Origin of the sequence: Streptomyces sp. NBC_00443 (genome assembly GCF_036014175.1) — a bacterium.
In the GTDB taxonomy this organism is placed as follows: domain Bacteria; phylum Actinomycetota; class Actinomycetes; order Streptomycetales; family Streptomycetaceae; genus Streptomyces.
Map to the genome: position 1 here is coordinate 7,204,077 of NZ_CP107917.1, position 17,745 is coordinate 7,221,821.

At 70.8% G+C, this 17,745-nt stretch carries 17 protein-coding genes; 13 read left to right on the forward strand and 4 right to left on the reverse strand.

Features of this window, described 5'->3' with window-relative positions:
• Nucleotides 1–108 precede the first annotated feature (108 nt).
• Together OHO27_RS32765 and OHO27_RS32770 are read right to left on the reverse strand one after the other, a co-directional pair.
• Nucleotides 109–879, reverse strand: coding sequence for a DeoR/GlpR family DNA-binding transcription regulator (locus OHO27_RS32765; protein WP_328428568.1), 771 nt, complete (start codon nt 877–879; stop codon nt 109–111).
• 343 nt (nt 880–1,222) lie between these two features.
• Entirely contained in the window at nt 1,223–2,047 is an 825-nt protein-coding gene (locus OHO27_RS32770; RefSeq protein WP_328428569.1) for an NAD-dependent epimerase/dehydratase family protein, read from the reverse strand.
• A 195-nt stretch (nt 2,048–2,242) separates the two neighbouring features.
• Between OHO27_RS32770 and OHO27_RS32775 the strand changes: the two genes are divergently transcribed.
• Complete coding sequence (locus OHO27_RS32775) at nt 2,243–3,196, forward strand: 5-dehydro-4-deoxyglucarate dehydratase (RefSeq protein WP_328428570.1); 954 nt, start codon at nt 2,243–2,245, stop codon at nt 3,194–3,196.
• Complete coding sequence (locus tag OHO27_RS32780) at nt 3,193–4,356, forward strand: hypothetical protein (RefSeq protein ID WP_328428571.1); 1,164 nt, start codon at nt 3,193–3,195, stop codon at nt 4,354–4,356. Before OHO27_RS32775 ends, OHO27_RS32780 begins: the two co-directional genes overlap by 4 nt.
• Here OHO27_RS32780 and OHO27_RS32785 read toward each other — a convergent pair.
• Nucleotides 4,293–5,528, reverse strand: a complete 1,236-nt coding sequence (locus OHO27_RS32785) for an MFS transporter (protein WP_328428572.1) — start codon at nt 5,526–5,528, stop codon at nt 4,293–4,295. The two genes, OHO27_RS32780 and OHO27_RS32785, sit on opposite strands and share 64 nt — an antisense overlap.
• A 123-nt stretch (nt 5,529–5,651) precedes the next feature.
• The gene (locus tag OHO27_RS32790; protein WP_328428573.1) at nt 5,652–6,050 is read right to left on the reverse strand and encodes a DUF4328 domain-containing protein; all 399 of its coding nucleotides are present in this window, start codon (nt 6,048–6,050) and stop codon (nt 5,652–5,654) included.
• A gap of 320 nt (nt 6,051–6,370) precedes the next feature.
• On the opposite strand from OHO27_RS32790, the gene OHO27_RS32795 reads away from it, so the two are divergent.
• The 11 genes from OHO27_RS32795 to OHO27_RS32845 all read left to right on the forward strand — a co-directional run bounded on the left by OHO27_RS32795 (nt 6,371) and on the right by OHO27_RS32845 (nt 17,723).
• Nucleotides 6,371–6,820: a DUF6010 family protein gene (locus tag OHO27_RS32795; RefSeq protein WP_328428574.1), complete on the forward strand. Its 450-nt coding sequence runs from the start codon at nt 6,371–6,373 to the stop codon at nt 6,818–6,820.
• A 56-nt stretch (nt 6,821–6,876) separates the two neighbouring features.
• Entirely contained in the window at nt 6,877–7,464 is a 588-nt protein-coding gene (locus OHO27_RS32800) for a TIGR03086 family metal-binding protein (RefSeq protein WP_328428575.1), read from the forward strand.
• 197 nt (nt 7,465–7,661) lie between these two features.
• Nucleotides 7,662–8,330, forward strand: coding sequence for a GntR family transcriptional regulator (locus OHO27_RS32805; RefSeq protein ID WP_328428576.1), 669 nt, complete (start codon nt 7,662–7,664; stop codon nt 8,328–8,330).
• The gene (locus OHO27_RS32810; RefSeq protein ID WP_328428577.1) at nt 8,327–9,235 is read left to right on the forward strand and encodes a dihydrodipicolinate synthase family protein; all 909 of its coding nucleotides are present in this window, start codon (nt 8,327–8,329) and stop codon (nt 9,233–9,235) included. Before OHO27_RS32805 ends, OHO27_RS32810 begins: the two co-directional genes overlap by 4 nt.
• Nucleotides 9,232–10,962, forward strand: coding sequence for an L-arabinonate dehydratase (araD, locus tag OHO27_RS32815; RefSeq protein WP_328428578.1), 1,731 nt, complete (start codon nt 9,232–9,234; stop codon nt 10,960–10,962). The genes OHO27_RS32810 and araD overlap by 4 nt, the downstream gene beginning before the upstream one ends.
• A gap of 107 nt (nt 10,963–11,069) precedes the next feature.
• Nucleotides 11,070–12,005, forward strand: a complete 936-nt coding sequence (locus OHO27_RS32820; RefSeq protein ID WP_328428579.1) for a carbohydrate ABC transporter permease — start codon at nt 11,070–11,072, stop codon at nt 12,003–12,005.
• A complete protein-coding gene (locus tag OHO27_RS32825) occupies nt 12,002–12,898 on the forward strand; it encodes a carbohydrate ABC transporter permease (RefSeq protein ID WP_328428580.1) in 897 nt (298 codons plus the stop codon). The genes OHO27_RS32820 and OHO27_RS32825 overlap by 4 nt, the downstream gene beginning before the upstream one ends.
• A complete protein-coding gene (locus tag OHO27_RS32830; protein WP_328428581.1) occupies nt 12,895–14,190 on the forward strand; it encodes a pectate lyase family protein in 1,296 nt (431 codons plus the stop codon). Before OHO27_RS32825 ends, OHO27_RS32830 begins: the two co-directional genes overlap by 4 nt.
• The gene (locus OHO27_RS32835; RefSeq protein ID WP_328428582.1) at nt 14,187–15,356 is read left to right on the forward strand and encodes a Gfo/Idh/MocA family protein; all 1,170 of its coding nucleotides are present in this window, start codon (nt 14,187–14,189) and stop codon (nt 15,354–15,356) included. Before OHO27_RS32830 ends, OHO27_RS32835 begins: the two co-directional genes overlap by 4 nt.
• A gap of 19 nt (nt 15,357–15,375) precedes the next feature.
• Nucleotides 15,376–16,200, forward strand: coding sequence for a PmoA family protein (locus tag OHO27_RS32840; RefSeq protein ID WP_328428583.1), 825 nt, complete (start codon nt 15,376–15,378; stop codon nt 16,198–16,200).
• Nucleotides 16,197–17,723: a glycoside hydrolase family 43 protein gene (locus OHO27_RS32845; RefSeq protein WP_328428584.1), complete on the forward strand. Its 1,527-nt coding sequence runs from the start codon at nt 16,197–16,199 to the stop codon at nt 17,721–17,723. Before OHO27_RS32840 ends, OHO27_RS32845 begins: the two co-directional genes overlap by 4 nt.
• Nucleotides 17,724–17,745 lie beyond the last annotated feature (22 nt).

Below are 17,745 nucleotides of genomic sequence, written 5' to 3' on the forward strand. Positions count from 1 at the left end.
GATCGCTCCTGGACGTAAAAGAGGGGACGTATGGGGAGTTAAGGGGTGCCGTGAGGCGTGAAAGTTCCCTGTGGGGAAGCGAGTTGGAATGCAGAGGGAGTTGGGGTTTCAGACGCGGATGACCTGGGGCCCCCGCAGGGAGTAGCGGTGGGCCTCGGCCGTGGGGAGCAGGGTGCTCGTGACGATCGTCTCCAGCGCGCCGATGTCGGCGAACCGGCAGAAGCTGACCGCACCGAACTTGGTGTGCACGCCCGCGAACACCGTGCGGCGCGAGGCGCGGATCGCCTGTGCCTTGACCTCGCTGACGGCCGGGTCGGGGGTGGTCAGGCCGTGTTCGCGGGAGATGCCGTTGGCGCCGATGAACGCCAGGTCGATGACGAAGCCGGCCAGCATCTTCGTCGTCCAGTGGTCGACGGTGGCGAGGGTGCCGGACCGCACCCGGCCGCCGAGCAGCAGCACGGAGACGTGCTCCGTCTCGGCGAGTGCGCCCGCGACCGGCAGGGACGCGGTGACCACGGTCAGCGGCCGGTCGGTGGGCAGGGCCTCGGCGATGAGCTGCGGGGTGAAGCCCTCGTCGACGAAGACCGTCTCGGCGTCCCCGAGGAGCTCGGCCGCGGCGGCCGCGATCCTGCGCTTCTCGGGGACGTGGCTGGTGGCGCGGAAGGCGAGCGTCGTCTCGAAGCCGGCGCTCTCCACGGGGTAGGCGCCGCCATGGGTGCGCCGGAGCAGGCCGTGGTCCTCCAGGACGCGCAGGTCCCGTCGTACCGTCTCCTTGGCCACGCCCAGCTCGGTGGCGAGCGCGGTGACGTCGACCGCGCCGTCGCGCCGTGCGGCCAGCACGATCTCGCGCTGGCGTTCTTCCGCCGTCCTCGTGCTCATGCCGGTCCTTGCCTTCCGCCTTGCTGCCCGTTCGGGCCCGGTGGGGCCCATGGGGGAAGTTCTACAGCGGCTGTTCGGCACTGACCAGCTCTGTTGCAGGTTCGATGCTGCCCGTGTGTGCCCGTTCACCGTGTGGTGTGCCCGTCTCGGACCTGCACGGTTGTGGTGGGGCGGGTGAGATCGGGCGCGTGTGGTGCCCGAATACGGCGGCGGGCGGGCCCGTTCGGTGCCCGCCCGCCCGCTTACGGCGAAATGTTTCGGTCAGTGAGGCCAGATCTCGCTACGGCCGGATCTCCGTACGGCCGGATCTCGGTACGGCCGCCGGTCGTGGGACGGCCGGATGTCAGTACGGCCAGATCGGCGGGTCGCTGACGAAGTGGCCGCCCAGGTAGGCGTGCGCGATGTTCCCGGGGTCGAGCTCGCCCTGCTCGGCGATCAGCTTCTCGGCGTACGGCTCGGAGTCGTCCTGCGGCTCGTAGCCGAGGGAGCGGGCGCTGGTCAGGTCCCACCACAGGCGTGTGTTGGCCGAGGAGCCGTGGACGACCGTGTGCGCGACATCCTCGGCGGTCAGGGCCGCGTGGAAGAGGCGGGCGCCGTCGGCGGGGCTCATCCACACCGAGAGCATCCGGACGCTGGTCGGCTCGGGGAAGCAGGAGCCGATGCGTACGGACACCGTCTCCAGGCCGTGCTTGTCCCAGTAGAACTGCGCGAGGTCCTCGCCGAAGGACTTGGACAGGCCGTAGAAGGTGTCCGGGCGGCGCGGGGTGTCGATGGGGATCAGTGCGCCCGCCTCGTGCGGTGCGGCGCCCTCGGGGCGGGGCGTGAAGCCCACCGCGTGGTTGGAGGAGGCGAAGACGACGCGTCCGACCCCCTCCTCGCGGGCGGCCTCGTACACGTTGTACGTGCCCTCGATGTTCGCCCGGAGAATCTTCTCGAACGGGGCTTCCAGGGAGATGCCCGCGAGGTGGATGATCGCGTCGACGCCCCGCACGGCCTCGCGCAGCGCCTCCCGGTCGGCGAGGTCGGCGACGATTGCGCCCGGCTCGCCCTCGATGGGCCGCAGATCCAGGAGCCGCAGCTCGTAGCCGTACGCCGGGAGCAAATCCCGCATCAGGGTGCCGAGTCCGCCGGCGGCGCCGGTGAGCAGAACGGTGCGGGGGGCTGGCATCCTCGGTTCTCCTTGAGTCCAGGGCCGTATGCATGCACGGTATTCACACTCATGGACAAGTTAAGGATCATCGACCTTGCTCGTCAAGGGTGGTGCGCCGTGCGTTCATAAACGTAAACTCTGATCAGAATCCCGCATGCGACCTCTCGTTCCCGTGAAGCCGTCCTCGTTACGTCCTCGTTCTAGGGAGAGCCCGTGACGCCAGCCCCCCTTGCCGCACGCCTCAGCGTCCCCGGCGGGCCGTTGTTCTTCCCCGTCACCGCCTACGGCCCCGACGGCTCGGTCGACCTCGACACGTACCGCACCCATGTCCGCCGGGGCGTGGAGGCCGGTGCGGCCGCCGTGTTCGCGTGCTGCGGTACCGGGGAGTTCCACGCGCTCACGCCCGAGGAGTACGAGGCGTGCGTGCGGGTGGCCGTCGAGGCCGCTTCGGGACGGGTGCCGGTCGTCGCGGGCGCCGGATACGGCACCGCCCTCGCCGTTCGGTACGCGCGGCTCGCCGAGGGGGCCGGGGCGGACGGGCTGCTCGCCATGCCGCCGTATCTCGTCCTCGCCGGGCAGGAGGGGCTGCTGCGGCACTACCGGGAGATCGCGGCGGCGACCACGCTCCCCGTCATCGTCTACCAGCGCGACAACGCCGTGTTCACCCCGGACACCGTCGTCGAACTGGCCCGCACGGACGGCGTGATCGGGCTCAAGGACGGGCTCGGCGACCTGGACCTCATGCAGCGGATCGTCAGCGCCGTACGCACCGAGGTCCCCGGCGACTTCCTCTACTTCAACGGCCTGCCGACCGCCGAACAGACCCAGCTCGCCTACCGCGCCATCGGCGTCACCCTCTACTCCTCCGCCGTGTTCTGCTTCGCCCCGGAGATCGCCCTCGCTTTCTACGGCGCGCTTGAGGCAGGCGACGACGCGACCGCGGGCCGCCTCCTGGACGGCTTCTACCGCCCCTTCGTCGAACTGCGCGCCCAGGGCCGCGGATACGCCGTCGCCCTCGTCAAAGCGGGCGTACGGCTGCGCGGGCTCGACGTGGGGGAGGTCCGGCCGCCGCTGCACGAGCCGGGTGAGGACCATGTCAAGCAGCTCGCCGAAGTGATCGAGCGCGGCTACGCGCTGCTGGAGAAGGAGCCGGAGGACACCAAGTGAAGGCGTCGGCATTCGTCTACCCCTGGGACGTCAACGGAGACCCGGAGGCACCCGCGAGGATCGCCGCCCTCGGCGTTCAACAGGTGACGCTCGCCTCCGCCTACCACTCCACCCGCGCCCTCACCCCCCGCCATCCCCGCCACCGCATCGTCACCGCCGAGCACGCGGCCGTGCTCTACCCGACGGACGACCGGTGGAAGGGCCGGGAGCTGCGCCCGTACCCGGCCGGGGACTGGGCGCCCGGCGACGCCTTCGGCGAGGCGGCCGAGGCGCTGGCGAGCGCGGGTCCGCAGGTGCACACCTGGGTGGTCCTCGCGCACAACTCCCGCCTGGGCGCCGACCATCCGGACACCTCGGTCGTCAACGCCTACGGCGACCGCTACCCCTGGGCCCCGTGCATCGCCCAGCCCGCCACGCGCGCGTACCTCGTCGACCTGGCCGCCGAGGCCGCCGTACGGCCCGGGGCGCGCGGCACCGAGCTGGAGTCCCTCGGCTGGTACGGCCTGCAGCACCTGCACGCCCACGACAAGACCGGCGGGGTGCCGCTCGGGGACGCCGGGACGTACCTGATGGCGCTCTGCTTCTGCCCGACGTGCAAGGAGGGCTACGGCGCGCAGGGCCTGGACGCCGACGAGCTGGCGGCAGCCGTGCGCACCGCGCTGGAGCCGCTGTGGCAGGGAGCGCCGGACGACGGGGGCTGGGCCGGCGTCGAGAAGCTGCTCGGCCCGCAGACGGCGGCGGCCACGCGCGGGTGGCGCGACGAAACCGCCCGCACGCTCCAGGAGTCGGCTGTCCGGGCGGTGCGCCAGGCCGCCCCCGACGGCTTCCAGGTGCTCCTGCACGCCGACCCGGTGACGTATCACGTCGGCGCGAACGCCGGCGTCGACCCCGAGCACATCCTGTCCGTCGCGGACGGCGTCGTCGTGCCGTGCGCGGGCGGCCCCGGTCTGCTGACGTCCTTCGCCGAGCAAGGCCGTGACGGCGCAGTCGTGGCCGCCAACTTCGGTGTGGTCTCCCAGATGGGCGGCAGCCCGCGCACGCTGGCGTCGGACACGGCACGCGCGCGTGAGCTGGGGGCCACCGAGATCCGGCTCTATCACGCGGGGTTGGCGTCCGACGGCGACCTGGCGGCGGTACGGGAGGCGCTGGCCGCCCTCTGAAGCAGCGGCAGGGCGGCCAGCAGCCACGCCGGGCCGAGGACCGCCAACAGCAGCCGTACATCGAGCACTTCGACCAAAGCCGCACCCGCCGCCAGCCCGATGACGTTCGGCGTGAAGACGAGCGTGTTGGCCGTGGCGGCCGTACGGCCGAGCAGCGCGTCCGGCGTCTCGCGCTGCACGGCGGTGAGCGCGGCGATCAGCACACAGGGCAGCCCCGCGCCGGCCGCCGCGCTGCAGGCCAGGGCCACCGGGTCGGACGGGATCGCCCGCAGGCCGGCCGCGGTGGCGGTCAGGGCGATGCCGTACGCGGCGAATCGGCGTTCGCCGAGCCTGCGCAGCAGGGGGCCGGAGAGCAGCCCGATCGCGACGGAGCCGGCACCTTGGACGGCGTACAGCACCCCGGCGTACGCGGGGTCGTGCCCGAGGCCGTCGATGACGGCGTAGATCGTCGCCCCGCTGAGCCCGGCGAACAGCATGGTGGTGCCGCCGGCCAGGACGAGGGGGCGCAGCCGTGGGTGCGCCCACAGGAAGCGGGCGCCCTCGGCGGTCTGCGTCCGCCAGCCACCGGGCGGCGGCTCGGGCCTGCTCTCGCGCACGCTCAGGCACGTGTACAGACCGGTCGCGACCACGAACGTCACGGCGTCGAGCAGGGCGACGCTCGCGCCACCGTACGCCGCGTAGACGCCCGCGCCGGCCAGCGGGGCGAGGAGCTTCATGCCCTCGGATGCCGTCATGCGCAGCCCGTTGAAGTCGCCGAGCAGGGACGTGGGCACGGCGCTCGCGACGAGGGCGGACTCGGCGGCGTCGTGGACGACCCCTGCGGCGCCGTAGACGAACAGGACCGCGAAGAGCAGCCAGAGACGGTCCGGGGAGTCGACGGTGAAGAGGGTGAGCAGGAGGACGGCCAGGAGGAGGTTCGCGCCGATCAGCAGGGGCTTGCGGCGGACGCGGTCGGCGAGCGTGCCCAGAAGCGGGCCGGCCAGGGTGGGGGCCCACATGGCGAGCATGCACAGCGCGGCCAGGCCGTCGGAGCCGGTGAGGTCCTTCACCCACACGCCGGACACCAGCCACAGCGCCGAGGTACCGAAGCCGGAGACGACGGCTCCGGTGAGGTGGAGGGCGGCATTGCGGTCGCGCAGGACGCGGGGGAGGGCTCGGGTGGTGGTCGTCATGCCAGGCCACTGTGGGGCTGAGGCGGGGGCGTGGGGATCGGTGAAGTGCCTTAGAAGTGGCCTGGGCGCGACGGGGGACGCTAGGCCGACGTCTCCTTGACGACCGCGGGCCGGTACAGGCCCTCAATCGCTTTGCGCCGCTGCATGGCGGTCAGCCGGACGGCGAAATGGATGGCGGCAGCGGCGGCGGCAATGTGCACCACGTCGGCGTCCTGGTACGTCTGCCCGGCGAACCGATTGAACAGGACGCTGAAGACGAACAGCGCCCACGAGCCAGGCCCCGATGGCCCACCCGGGTCCGTTGCGGAACCGGTCCGGGGTCAGCAGTCCGGTGTTGCGGCGCATAAGGAAGAACCAGACGACGAAAACGATCGCGGCGGGCAGGTACACCATGACCTGGAATCTCCCGGCCGTTTCGTACAGCGAGGCAGCGGCGTCCAGTTCCTGCTGCGGAGACGGGACGAAGCCGCCGTGTCCGTCGATCACCGCACGGAGCCGGAATCCGGCGAAGAGGCTGAACACGTCACAGAGGGCGACCAGAGCGAGCGCTCCGACGGCTGCGATCAGGAGACCGCGGGACGATACGGGGGCCCCTGAGGGCAGCAGTGGACGCGGACGCAGATCAGTGGATTCGGACATGGCGATGTGTCCCCCCACGGGCAAGAAAAGAAGAGTCCCCGGACACGCGGCCGACGCACATACGTCGATCATGCACATCCCGTCCATGACAATTCGGCGCGGCGAGAATCCGTTGGAAGCTGTCGATTCAGCCGCTGGGACGGATGAGGGAGTGCTCATAGCGTGATGAGCACTCCAAGTCATCCATGCGCAAAGGCACTTCCATGCAATACGTCGCGCCCATCGGCATCGGCATCCTCTACGCCCTGCTGATGTCCCTCATCCGGGAACCGCACCGCCGCCGCTTCAACGCGGTCATGATCGCCGGAGCGGGCGCCGCCTATCTGAGCGGCGGCGGCATGGGCGGCTGGGAGTTCGTGTTCGCAGCGGTGGTCACCTATGTCGCCTATCGCGGCCTGGACTCGTGGACCTTCATCGGCATCGGCTGGCTGCTGCACACCGCGTGGGACATCGTCCACCACATCAAGGGCAACCCGATCATCCCCTTCGTCCACACCTCCTCCCTGGGTTGCGCGATCTGCGACCCGGTGATCGCGCTGTGGTGCTTCGCGGGCGGGAAGACGCCGAGGGAGCTGGTCGAGTGGGTCAGGCCGGCCCCCTCGACGGCAGGCCAGGTTCCTCCCCCCGGCACCTCGGCACCCCGTCACCGATGACTTTCGCCCCCGCCGCCGGTCCACCTCTCAGGAACACGTCTGTGAGGAGCCCGCCCATGACCGACATGACCCTCGACCTCGGACCGCAGACCCGCGTCGTCGCCCGTCTCGCGGAAGCCGTCACCGACGAGCAGCTCTCGGCGCCGACGCCCTGCCCGGAGATGGCGGTGCGCAACCTGCTGGGCCACCTGCTCGGCCTGTCCCTCGCCTTCCGCGACGCCGGCCGCAAGGACCTGGGCCCCATGACCGACACCGATCCCGGATCCGCCCTCCCGGACGTCGGCCCGGGCTGGCGCGAGGAACTGCCCAAGGCGCTCGACGAAGTCGCCGAGGTGTGGCGCACCCCGGACGCGTGGACCGGCATGACCCGCGCGGGCGGCCTGGACCTGCCCGGCGCGGTGGCCGGTGCGGTGGCCGTGGACGAGCTGGTGATCCACGCCTGGGACCTGGCCGTGGCCACGGGGCAGCCGTACACACCGGACCCGGCCGCCCTGCAGATGTCGTACGACTTCCTGCGCGCAGCCGCTGCCGAGGAAGACCGCGGCGGCGGCATCTTCGGCCCGGTGGTCCCGGTACCTGACGAGGCGCCCCTGCTGGACCGGGCGGTCGGCCTCAGCGGCCGGGCTCCCGAGTGGACGCCGTAGACGCCTGGCCACACACCCCGGAAGGCCCCAACTCCGCACCCGCAACTTCAACTTCCTTTGTCAGAAGCGTTGACGAATCATGCGCGCCCTCCTACCTTCATCGCGTCGTACTTCGTACGTCATATATGAGACGCGATACGTGAGATCCGATACGCGAGACCCAGCCCCTGGGCCCCGCGAAGATCCGAGAGGCGCGCATGACCTCTGTGCCCACGCCGATCCCCTCCCGCACGCAGTTCGTGCTGGAGGAGATCAAACGCCGCATCCTCACCGGGCAGTTGACGCCCGGTCAGGCCCTGGTCGAGACCGAGCTCGCCGCGCAGTTCGGGGTGTCGAAGACGCCGGTGCGGGAGGCGCTCAAGACGCTGGCCGGGACCGGGCTGGTCGTGATGAACCAGTACAAGGGCGTCACGGTGCGCATGGTGGACGCGGACATGGCGCGCGAGGTCTACGACGTCCGTTTGCTGCTGGAGCCCGAAGCGCTGAGGCGGGCCGTCAGGCGCGGCGCCTCCCTCGACGCCGCCCGTGACGCGCTGACCCGCGCCGACGCGGCCGGCGACACCGCCGAACGCTCCCTCGCCAACCGGGAGTTCCACCGCGCCCTCTACCTGCCGTGCGGCAACCCGCTGCTCGGCCGGATGCTCGACGAAGTGCGGGATCAGGCCGCCCTCGTCTCCGCGGTCGCCTGGGCCGCCTCCCCCTCCTGGGAGCGGGAGGCCGGCGAGCACCGCGACATCCTGCGGCTGGCCCTCGAAGGGGACGCCGACGGCGCCGCGCGCGCCCTGCACGCCCACATCGCGTCGTTCGTGCAACGGGCCTTCCCGGACGCGGGAGTCGAGGCCCCGGGAGAGGACGGTCCGGTATGACAACGACGTTCGAGCCCCAGCGGACGGCCCTGGCCGACGTGGTGGCGATCCCGGTGACCCCGTTCGCCGAGGACGGCCGCGTCGACCAGGACGCCCACCGAGCCCTGCTGCGTCGCCTGCTCGACGGGGGCGTCATCACCCTCACCCCCAACGGCAACACCGGCGAGTTCTACGCCCTCACCCCCGAAGAGCGCGGCCTCGTCACCGAGCTGACCATCGAGGAGGCGGGTGACCGCGCCGCCATCCTGGTCGGCGTCGGCCACGACGTACCCACCGCCATCGCCTCCGCCCGGCACGCCCGCGAGCTCGGCGCCCAGATGGTGATGGTCCACCAGCCGGTCCACCCGTACGTCTCCCAGAGCGGCTGGGTCGACTACCACCGCGCCATCGCCGCCGCCGTGCCCGACCTCGGCGTCGTCCCGTACATCCGCAACGCCCAGCTCGGCGGCGCGCGCCTCGCCGAACTCGCCGACGACTGCCCGAACGTCATCGGCGTGAAGTACGCCGTCCCGGACGCCGCCAAGTTCGCCGCGTTCGCCCGTGACGCAGGTCTGGAGCGGTTCGTGTGGGTCGCCGGGCTCGCCGAGCCGTACGCTCCCTCGTACTTCTCCGCGGGCGCCACCGGCTTCACCTCCGGGCTCGTGAACGTCGCCCCCGCCGTCTCCATGAACATGATCGAAGCGCTTCGAGCCGGGGACTACCCGGGCGCGATGAAGGTCTGGGAGCAGATCCGCCGCTTCGAGGAACTGCGCGCCGCGAACGGCTCCGCCAACAACGTCACCGTCGTCAAGGAGGCCCTCGCCTCCCTCGGCCTGTGCCGCCGCGACGTCCGCCCGCCCAGCAGGGAACTGCCCGAGGACGAGCGCGCCGAGGTCGCCGCCATCGCTGCCGGGTGGTCGATATGACCGGCAGGAAGCGCCCCGAGGAACTCAGAAGCCACCAGTGGTACGGCACCGAGGGCCAGCTGCGCACCTGGTCGCACAACGCCCGCATGCGCCAGCTGGGATACGAGGCGGAGGAGTACCGGGGCCGTCCGGTGATCGCCGTCCTCAACACCTGGTCCGACATCAACCCCTGCCACGTCCATCTGCGCGAGCGGGCCGAGGCGGTCAAGCGGGGGGTGTGGCAGGCCGGGGGCTTCCCGCTCGAGTTCCCGGTGGCCACGCTCTCGGAGACGTACCAGAAGCCGACCCCGATGCTCTACCGCAACCTGCTCGCGATGGAGACGGAGGAACTGCTGCGGTCGTATCCGATCGACGCGGCCGTGCTGCTCGGGGGCTGCGACAAGTCGACGCCGGCGCTGCTCATGGGCGCGGCCTCGGCCGACGTGCCGTCGATCTTCGTGCCCGCGGGGCCCATGCTGCCCGGGCACTGGCGCGGTGAGACCCTCGGCTCCGGCACCGACATGTGGAAGTACTGGGACGAGCACCGCGCGGGCAACCTCACGGACTGTGAACTGCGGGAGCTCCAGGGCGGGTTGGCGCGTTCACCCGGTCACTGCATGACCATGGGCACCGCGTCCACGATGACCGCGGCGGCGGAAGCACTCGGCATGACCCTGCCGGGCGCCTCCTCGATCCCGGCCGTCGACTCCGGGCACGAGCGCATGGCCGCCGCCTCCGGGCGCCGCGCCGTGGAGCTCGCGTGGACCGGCCTCCAGCCGTCCCGGATCCTCACCCACGAGGCCTTCGAGGACGCCGTCACCACGGTGCTCGGGCTCGGCGGCTCCACCAACGCGGTCATCCATCTGATCGCGATGGCGGGCCGTGCCGGGATCAAGCTCTCCCTCGACGACTTCGACCGCATCGCCCGTACCGTCCCGGTGCTGGCGAACGTGCGGCCCGGCGGACAGACGTACCTCATGGAGGACTTCTACTTCGCCGGCGGCCTGCCCGCCTTCCTCTCCAGGATCACCGACCTACTGCACCTGGACCGGCCGACGGTCAGCGGCACCCTGCGGGAGCAGCTCCAGGGCGCCGTCGTCCACGGCGACGACGTCATCCGCACCCGCGAGAACCCGGTCGCCGGCGAGGGCGGCGTCGCCGTGCTGCGGGGCAACCTCTGCCCGGACGGCGCCGTCATCAAGCACATCTCGGCCGAGCGGCACCTGCTCAAGCACACCGGTTCCGCCGTCGTCTTCGACGACTACAAGACGATGCAGCGGACCATCGACGACCCGGCCCTGAACATCACCGCCGACAGTGTGCTGGTGCTCCGCAACGCCGGGCCCAAGGGCGGTCCGGGCATGCCCGAGTACGGCATGCTGCCGATCCCCGACCACCTGCTGAAGCAGGGCGTACGGGACATGGTGCGGATCTCCGACGCCCGGATGAGCGGCACGAGTTACGGAACGTGTGTGCTGCACATCGCGCCCGAGTCGTATGTCGGCGGACCGCTGGCCCTGGTCCGGACAGGGGACACCATCACCCTGGACGTCGAGGCCCGCACGCTCCGACTCAATGTGGACGACGAGGAGCTGGAGCGACGCCGGGCAGAGTGGGCACCGCCGCCCGCGCGCTATGAGCGGGGCTACGGCGCGCTCTACAACGAACAGATCACCCAGGCCGACACCGGCTGTGACTTCGAGTTCCTCGCGCGGCCCGGCAAGGTGCAGGACCCGTACGCCGGTTGAACCACCCCTCGACCGCAGCTCAGCTCTCTTTGGTCGAGATCCCGAACGATGATCGGAAAGCGCTTCCGGCACGTCGCACGCAAGACGTACGAGAACGGAGAACTGTCATGGCCCAAGCCGCAGCCGTGGCGAAACCGCCCGCGCCACCCCGGCGGCGCCGTGCCTCCGCCACCCCGCGCAGGCTCCCGTATTTGCTGATCGCCCCGGCGGCCCTGCTCATGCTGGGCTTCATCGCCTACCCGGTGATCAGCGTCTTCTACTACAGCCTGCAGGAGTACAACCCCACCAAGCCCTGGCGGAACGGCTTCGCGGGCTTCGACAACTTCGTCCACGCGTTCACCGCGGACCCGCTGTTCTGGGACACGCTGGTCTTCAGTGCCAAGTGGGTGTTCGTCGAGGTCGGTCTGCAGTTGCTGTTCGGGCTCGCGCTCGCGCTGATCGTCAACCAGACGTTCGTGGGGCGGGCCATGGGCCGTGCGCTCGTCTTCTCCCCGTGGGCCGTCTCCGGCGTGCTGACCTCGGCGATCTGGGTGCTGCTCTACAACTCCCAGACGGGCATCACCCGTTACCTCGCGGACGTCGGCATCGGCTCCTACGGCACCAGCTGGCTGTCGGACACCTCCACGGTGTTCCCGGCGGCGGTCGTCGCCGACCTGTGGCGCGGGGTGCCCTTCTTCGCGATCCTCATCCTCGCCGACCTCCAGTCCGTCTCGAAGGACCTGTACGAGGCGGCCGAGGTCGACGGGGCCGGCCGGATCAAGCAGTTCTGGCACATCACGCTGCCCCACCTCAAGGACGCGATCGTGCTGTCCACACTGCTGCGCGCGGTGTGGGAGTTCAACAACGTCGACCTGCTCTACACGCTGACCGGCGGCGGCCCGGCGGGCGTGACCACGACCCTGCCGCTCTACATCGCCAACACCAGCGTCGACGCGCACAACTTCGGCTACGCATCGGCCCTGACCACCGTCGCGTTCGTGATCCTGCTCTTCTGCTCGGTGGTCTATCTGCGGCTGAGCAAGTTCGGAGGTGAGGACAAGTGAGCGTCAAGGAAGCCACCCAGGTCGCGCCCGCGACCGTGCGGGCCGCCCCCGGACCGCCCCGTCCGAGGAAGAAGCACCGCGCCTACGACGAGGTCCCGCGCTGGCAGATCTACCTGCCGCTGTCGATCTACCTGGTCTTCACCCTGATCCCCTTCTACTGGATCCTGCTGTTCTCCCTGCGCCCGGCCGGCTCGACCTCGCTGGTGCCCTGGCCGGTCACCTTCGACCACTTCGAGAAGGTCTGGACGGAGCGGAGCTTCGGCACCTACTTCCAGAACAGCGTGCTCGTCGGCGTCGTCACCCTGCTGATGACGACCCTCGTCGCCCTGGCCGGCGGCTACGCCCTCGCGCGCTTCAACTTCAGGATCAAGCGGGCCTTCATGCTCGCCCTGCTCTGCTCCCAGTTCGTGCCGGGCGCGCTGCTCCTGGTGCCGCTGTTCGAGATCTTCGCCGAGCTGCAGATGATCAACTCGCTGGGCAGCGTCATCATCGCGGAAACGGTGTTCCAGCTGCCGCTGTCGATGATCCTGATCAGCAACTTCATCAAGAACGTGCCGTACTCCCTGGAGGAGGCGGCCTGGGTCGACGGCTGCAACCGGATGACGGCCTTCAGGATCGTCGTCCTGCCACTGCTGCGACCCGGTCTGATCGCCGTCGGCTCCTTCGCCTTCGTGCACTCCTGGAACCACTTCCTGTTCGCCCTGATGTTCCTCAACAACCAGGAGAAGCAGACCATCCCGGTCGGCCTCAACACCCTGATGGGCGCGGACAGCGTCGACCTCGGCGCGCTCGCCGCGGGCGGCATCATCGCGGCCGTACCCGTCGTGATCGTGTTCGCCTTCATCCAGAAGTGGCTGATCACGGGCTTCAGCGCGGGGGCGGTGAAGGGATGAGACTCCGTCACACAGTCGCGCTGACAGCCCTGTTGGGACTCCTGTGCGTCCCCGCCCACGCCGACGACTCCCGCGACATCGGCCGGGACGTCCTCGCCCCGAACGACGGCTGGGCCGCGGCCGACGGTGGTACCACGGGGGGTTCCACCGCCGACGACGCCCACGTCTTCACCGTACGCAACCGCAGCGAGCTCGTCCGCGCCCTCGACGGCGGCAGTGCGACGCCGAAGATCATCAGGATCGCCGGCACCATCGACGCCAACACCGACGACGACGGTGACCACCTGGACTGCGCCGACTACGCGACCGACGGCTACAGCACCAGCAAGTACCTGGCCGCCTACGACCCCCGCACCTGGGGCTCCGCCAAGCCCAGCGGTCCGCAGGAGGAGGCCCGCCAGGCCTCGGCGGCCGGACAGGCCGAACGGATCGAGCTGGCCGTCGGCTCCAACACCACCATCGTCGGGCTCGGTTCCTCGGCCGTCCTCAAGGGCGCGAGCCTCCAGCTTCAAGGCGCGAACAACGTCATCGTCCGCAACCTCGAACTCCGCGACGCCTACGACTGCTTCCCCGTGTGGCAGCCCAACACCGGCGGCCTCGGCGACTGGAAGACGGCGTACGACAACATCTGGCTGCGCGGCGCCACCCATGTGTGGATCGACCATGTGACCCTCAGCGACAAGGGCCACCCGGACGAGCGGGAGCCCACGTACTTCGGCCGCAACTACCTCCGCCACGACGGCCTGCTCGACATCACCAACGCCTCCGACCTGGTCACCGTCTCCTGGAGCCGGTTCGCCGACCACGACAAGGCGATCCTCATCGGCAACGGCGACACGGCCACCGCGGACCGGGGCAGGCTGCGGGTCACCCTGCACCACAACGAGTTCGAGTCCGTCGTCCAGCGAGCGCCCCGCGTCCGCTTCGGGCAGGTGCACCTCTACAACAACCGGTACGTCGTCCCAGCCGACGCGCACGACTACCGCTACTCCGTCGGAGTGTCGACCGAGTCGGCGATCCACGCCGAGAACAACGCCTTCCACACCCCCGGGCACATCGAGGTCGCCGACCTGGTCAAGAGCTGGAACGGCACCGCCCTCCACCAGTCGGGCACCCTCTTCAACGGCTATCCGGTGGATCTGCTGGCCATCCACAACGCCTACAACTCCGGCAGCGAGCGCGATCTCACGGCCGACGTCGGCTGGACACCTACCCTGCACACAAAGATCGACAGCGCCGCCACGGCCGACCGAGCGGTGGCACACGGCGCGGGCGCAGGGAGGATCCCATGAGCAGTGCCGTACCCATCGTGCTGGCGGGCGCGCGCGGCCACGGCCGCTGGCACCTGGACAACATCCGCCGGCTCCAGGACAAGGGGATCGTGCGGCTGGCGGGGATCTGCGAGCTGACCCCGCTGAGCGAGGAGCAACTCCCCGAGGGCCTCGTCACGCCCTCGGGTGCGCCCGAACAGTCCGCCGACTTCGGCGCCCTCCTCGACTCCACCGGCGCCCGGATCGCCGTGATCTGCACGCCGATCCCGACCCACACCGACCTCGCCCTGACGGCGGCCCGGCGTGGCGTGCACATCCTGCTGGAGAAGCCGCCCGCCCCGTCGTACGCCGAGTTCCGGCGCATGGCCGACGGGGTCGCCGAGGCCGGCGTCGCCTGCCAGATCGGCTTCCAGTCGCTGGGCTCGCACGCGGTGCCGGCCATCCGGACGCTGATGGCCGACGGCGCGATCGGCGCGATCTCCGGGATCGGCGGGGCCGGCGCCTGGGCACGTCCCGAGGCGTACTACCGGCGGGCGCCCTGGGCGGGCAGGCGCAGGATGCACGGCGTCGACGTCATCGACGGGGTGCTCACCAACCCCCTCGCGCACGCCGTCGCCACCGCGCTCGCGCTGGGCGGGACGGTGCACGCCGAGGACGTCACCGTCATCGAGACAGAACTGCTGCGCGCCAACGACATCGAGTCCGACGACACCTCCTGTGTTCGCGTCACCACGGCACAGGAACGCCCGGTCGTCGTCGGCGCCACCCTGTGCGCCGAGGACCCCGACGAGCCGTACGTCGTCGTCCACGGCGACCAGGGCCGGATCACCTTCTGGTACAAGCAGGACCGCGTCCTGCTCCAGCGCGCCGGCCATGGCCCCGAGGAGTACGAGTACGGCCGTACGGACCTGCTGGAGAACCTCGTCGAGCACGTCACCGACGGCGCCGACCTGCTGGTCACCCCCGATGCGACCGGCGCTTTCATGAAGGTCGTCGAAGCGATCCGACTGGCCCCGGACCCGGCCCCGCTGCCGGACGAGGCCTGGCGGCTGCTCCCCGACGAGCAGCGCCGTGTCGTGCCCGGCATCGACGGCCTCGTCGCGGCCGCCGCCGACACCCTCGCCCTCTACTCCGAGCTGGGCGCCGCCTGGGCGCTCCCGGCGAGAACGAAAGAGGTGAGCACCTGATGACCCCCATGACACCGCGGTGCTGCGCGTCGCGGGCCGCCCGGTCGGCCGGTACGTCACCCGGCCCGAACTGCCGGACCGGCTCTCCCCGCGCCCGTATCTGCACCCCGTCACCACCCTGGCCGGCACCGCGGTCACCGAGCTGAGCCCCGCCGACCACGCACACCACCTCGGCGTCGGTGTCGCCGTTCCCGACGTCGAGGGGGCCAACTTCTGGGGCGGACGCACCTACGTCCGCGACCAGGGCCCGACCGAACTGGACAACCACGGCGCCCAGCGGCACTCCGCCTTCCAGCTGCGCGACCCCGACGGCTTCGTCGAGGAACTGCGCTGGGTGGCTGCGGGGGCCGAGCTGCTGCGCGAGCGCCGTACCGTCGCAGCCATCGAACTCACCTCCTCCGCCTGGGCGTTGGACTTCACCTTCTCCCTGACCAACGTCACCTCCGGCCCGCTGACCATCGGCAGCCCCGCCACCAACGGGCGCCCGGGCGCGGCCTACGGCGGCTTCTTCTGGAGAGCCCGTAAGGAGTCCTCGGCGCCCGACGTGTTCACCATCGACCGCGAGGGTGAGCAGGAGATCCACACCAGCCGCGCCCCCTGGGTGGCCCTCGCGGGCTCCACCTGGACCCTGATCTTCGCCGGGGCGACCGAACAGACCCGCCTGGACCCGTGGTTCGTGCGTGCCGAGGAGTACCCCGGCGTCGGCTCCTCCCTCGCCGCCGAGGAACGGCTCCCGATCCCGCCCGGTGAAACCGCCGTACGCCGGATCGTGACCGTGGTCGCCGACGGCCGTATCAGCCGGCTCGAAGCGGCGTCCCTGGTCCGCAAGGCGGTGAGCCCGTGACGACCGGGACCGGTACCTACACGAACACCTACACAAACCCCGTCCTGAACGCCGACTGGTCCGACCCGGACGTCGTCCGTGTCGGCGACGACTTCTACCTCACCGCCTCCAGCTTCGGCCGCGCCCCGGGCCTGCCCCTCCTGCACTCCCGCGACCTGGTCAACTGGACCCTGGTCGGCCATGCGCTGGACCGTCTGGAACCGGCGGGGGAGTTCACCTCACCGCGCCACGACTGCGGCGTCTGGGCCCCCTCACTCCGCTACCACGACAACCGCTTCTGGATCTTCTGGGGCGACCCCGACCAGGGCATCTTCCAGGTCAACGCCCCCGAGATCCGCGGCCCCTGGACCCGCCCGCACCTGGTGAAGCCGGGCAAGGGCCTGATCGACCCCTGCCCCCTCTGGGACGACGAGACCGGCGACACCTTTCTCGTGCACGCCTGGGCCAAGTCCCGCTCCGGCGTCAAGAACCGCCTCACCGGCCACCGGATGCACCCCGACGGCACCGAACTCCTCGACGACGGCAAGCTCATCGTCGACGGCGACCGCATACCCGGCTGGTTCACCCTCGAAGGCCCCAAGCTCTACAAGCACGACGGCTGGTTCTGGATACTCGCCCCCGCCGGGGGAGTGGAGACCGGCTGGCAGGGCGCCTTCCGCTCACGCGAGTTCTTCGGGCCGTACGAGGAGAAGATCGTCCTCGAACAGAAGGACACCGACGTCAACGGACCGCACCAGGGCGGCTGGGTGCGCACCCCGTCCGGTGAGGACTGGTTCCTGCACTTCCAGCAGCGGGGCGCCTACGGCAGGGTCGTCCACCTTCAGCCGATGCACTGGGGTGCCGACGGCTGGCCGGTGCCGGGCCGGGACGGCGCACCCGTCGCCGTACACCGCAGGCCCGACCTGCCACCGCAGCCGCCCGCTGCGCCCGCCACCGACGACGACTTCCCCGGCGGACGCTTCGGCCGCCAGTGGTCGTGGACCGCCAACCCCCGGGACGGCTGGGCCACCCAGCACTCCGGCGACGGGCTGAGACTCGCCTGCGTCCGTACGGCCGACGCCCACGATCTGCGCAGACTGCCGCACATCCTCACCCAGCGACTGCCCGGCATGCCCTGTGCGGTCGAGGTCGAACTGCGGCTGGACAGCGCGGAGCCGGGGGCACGGGCGGGGCTCGCGGTGCTCGGGGACGCGTTCTGCTGGATCGGGCTGCAGCGCGGCACGGACGGGGCCGTCCATGTCGTGCACCGGTTCGCCGAGGCCGTGGCGGAGCGGGAACGGGACGCCGAACACGCGCGGCTCGCGCCTCAGGGGCGCGTGCGGCTGCGGATCGAGATCGAGGCCGGGGCACGCTGCCGGTTCTTCTACGACGTCGGCGATGGCCCCCGTCCCTCCGGACCGGTGTTCTCCGCCACGCCCTGGCGCTGGGTCGGCGCCCTGCTCGGGCTCTTCGGCCTCGCGCCCGACGGCCAGGGACACGCCGGATCAGCAACCTTCTCGCACTTCAGGATCGACTCCTTGTAACGCACCTGACCCGTAAGCCTGT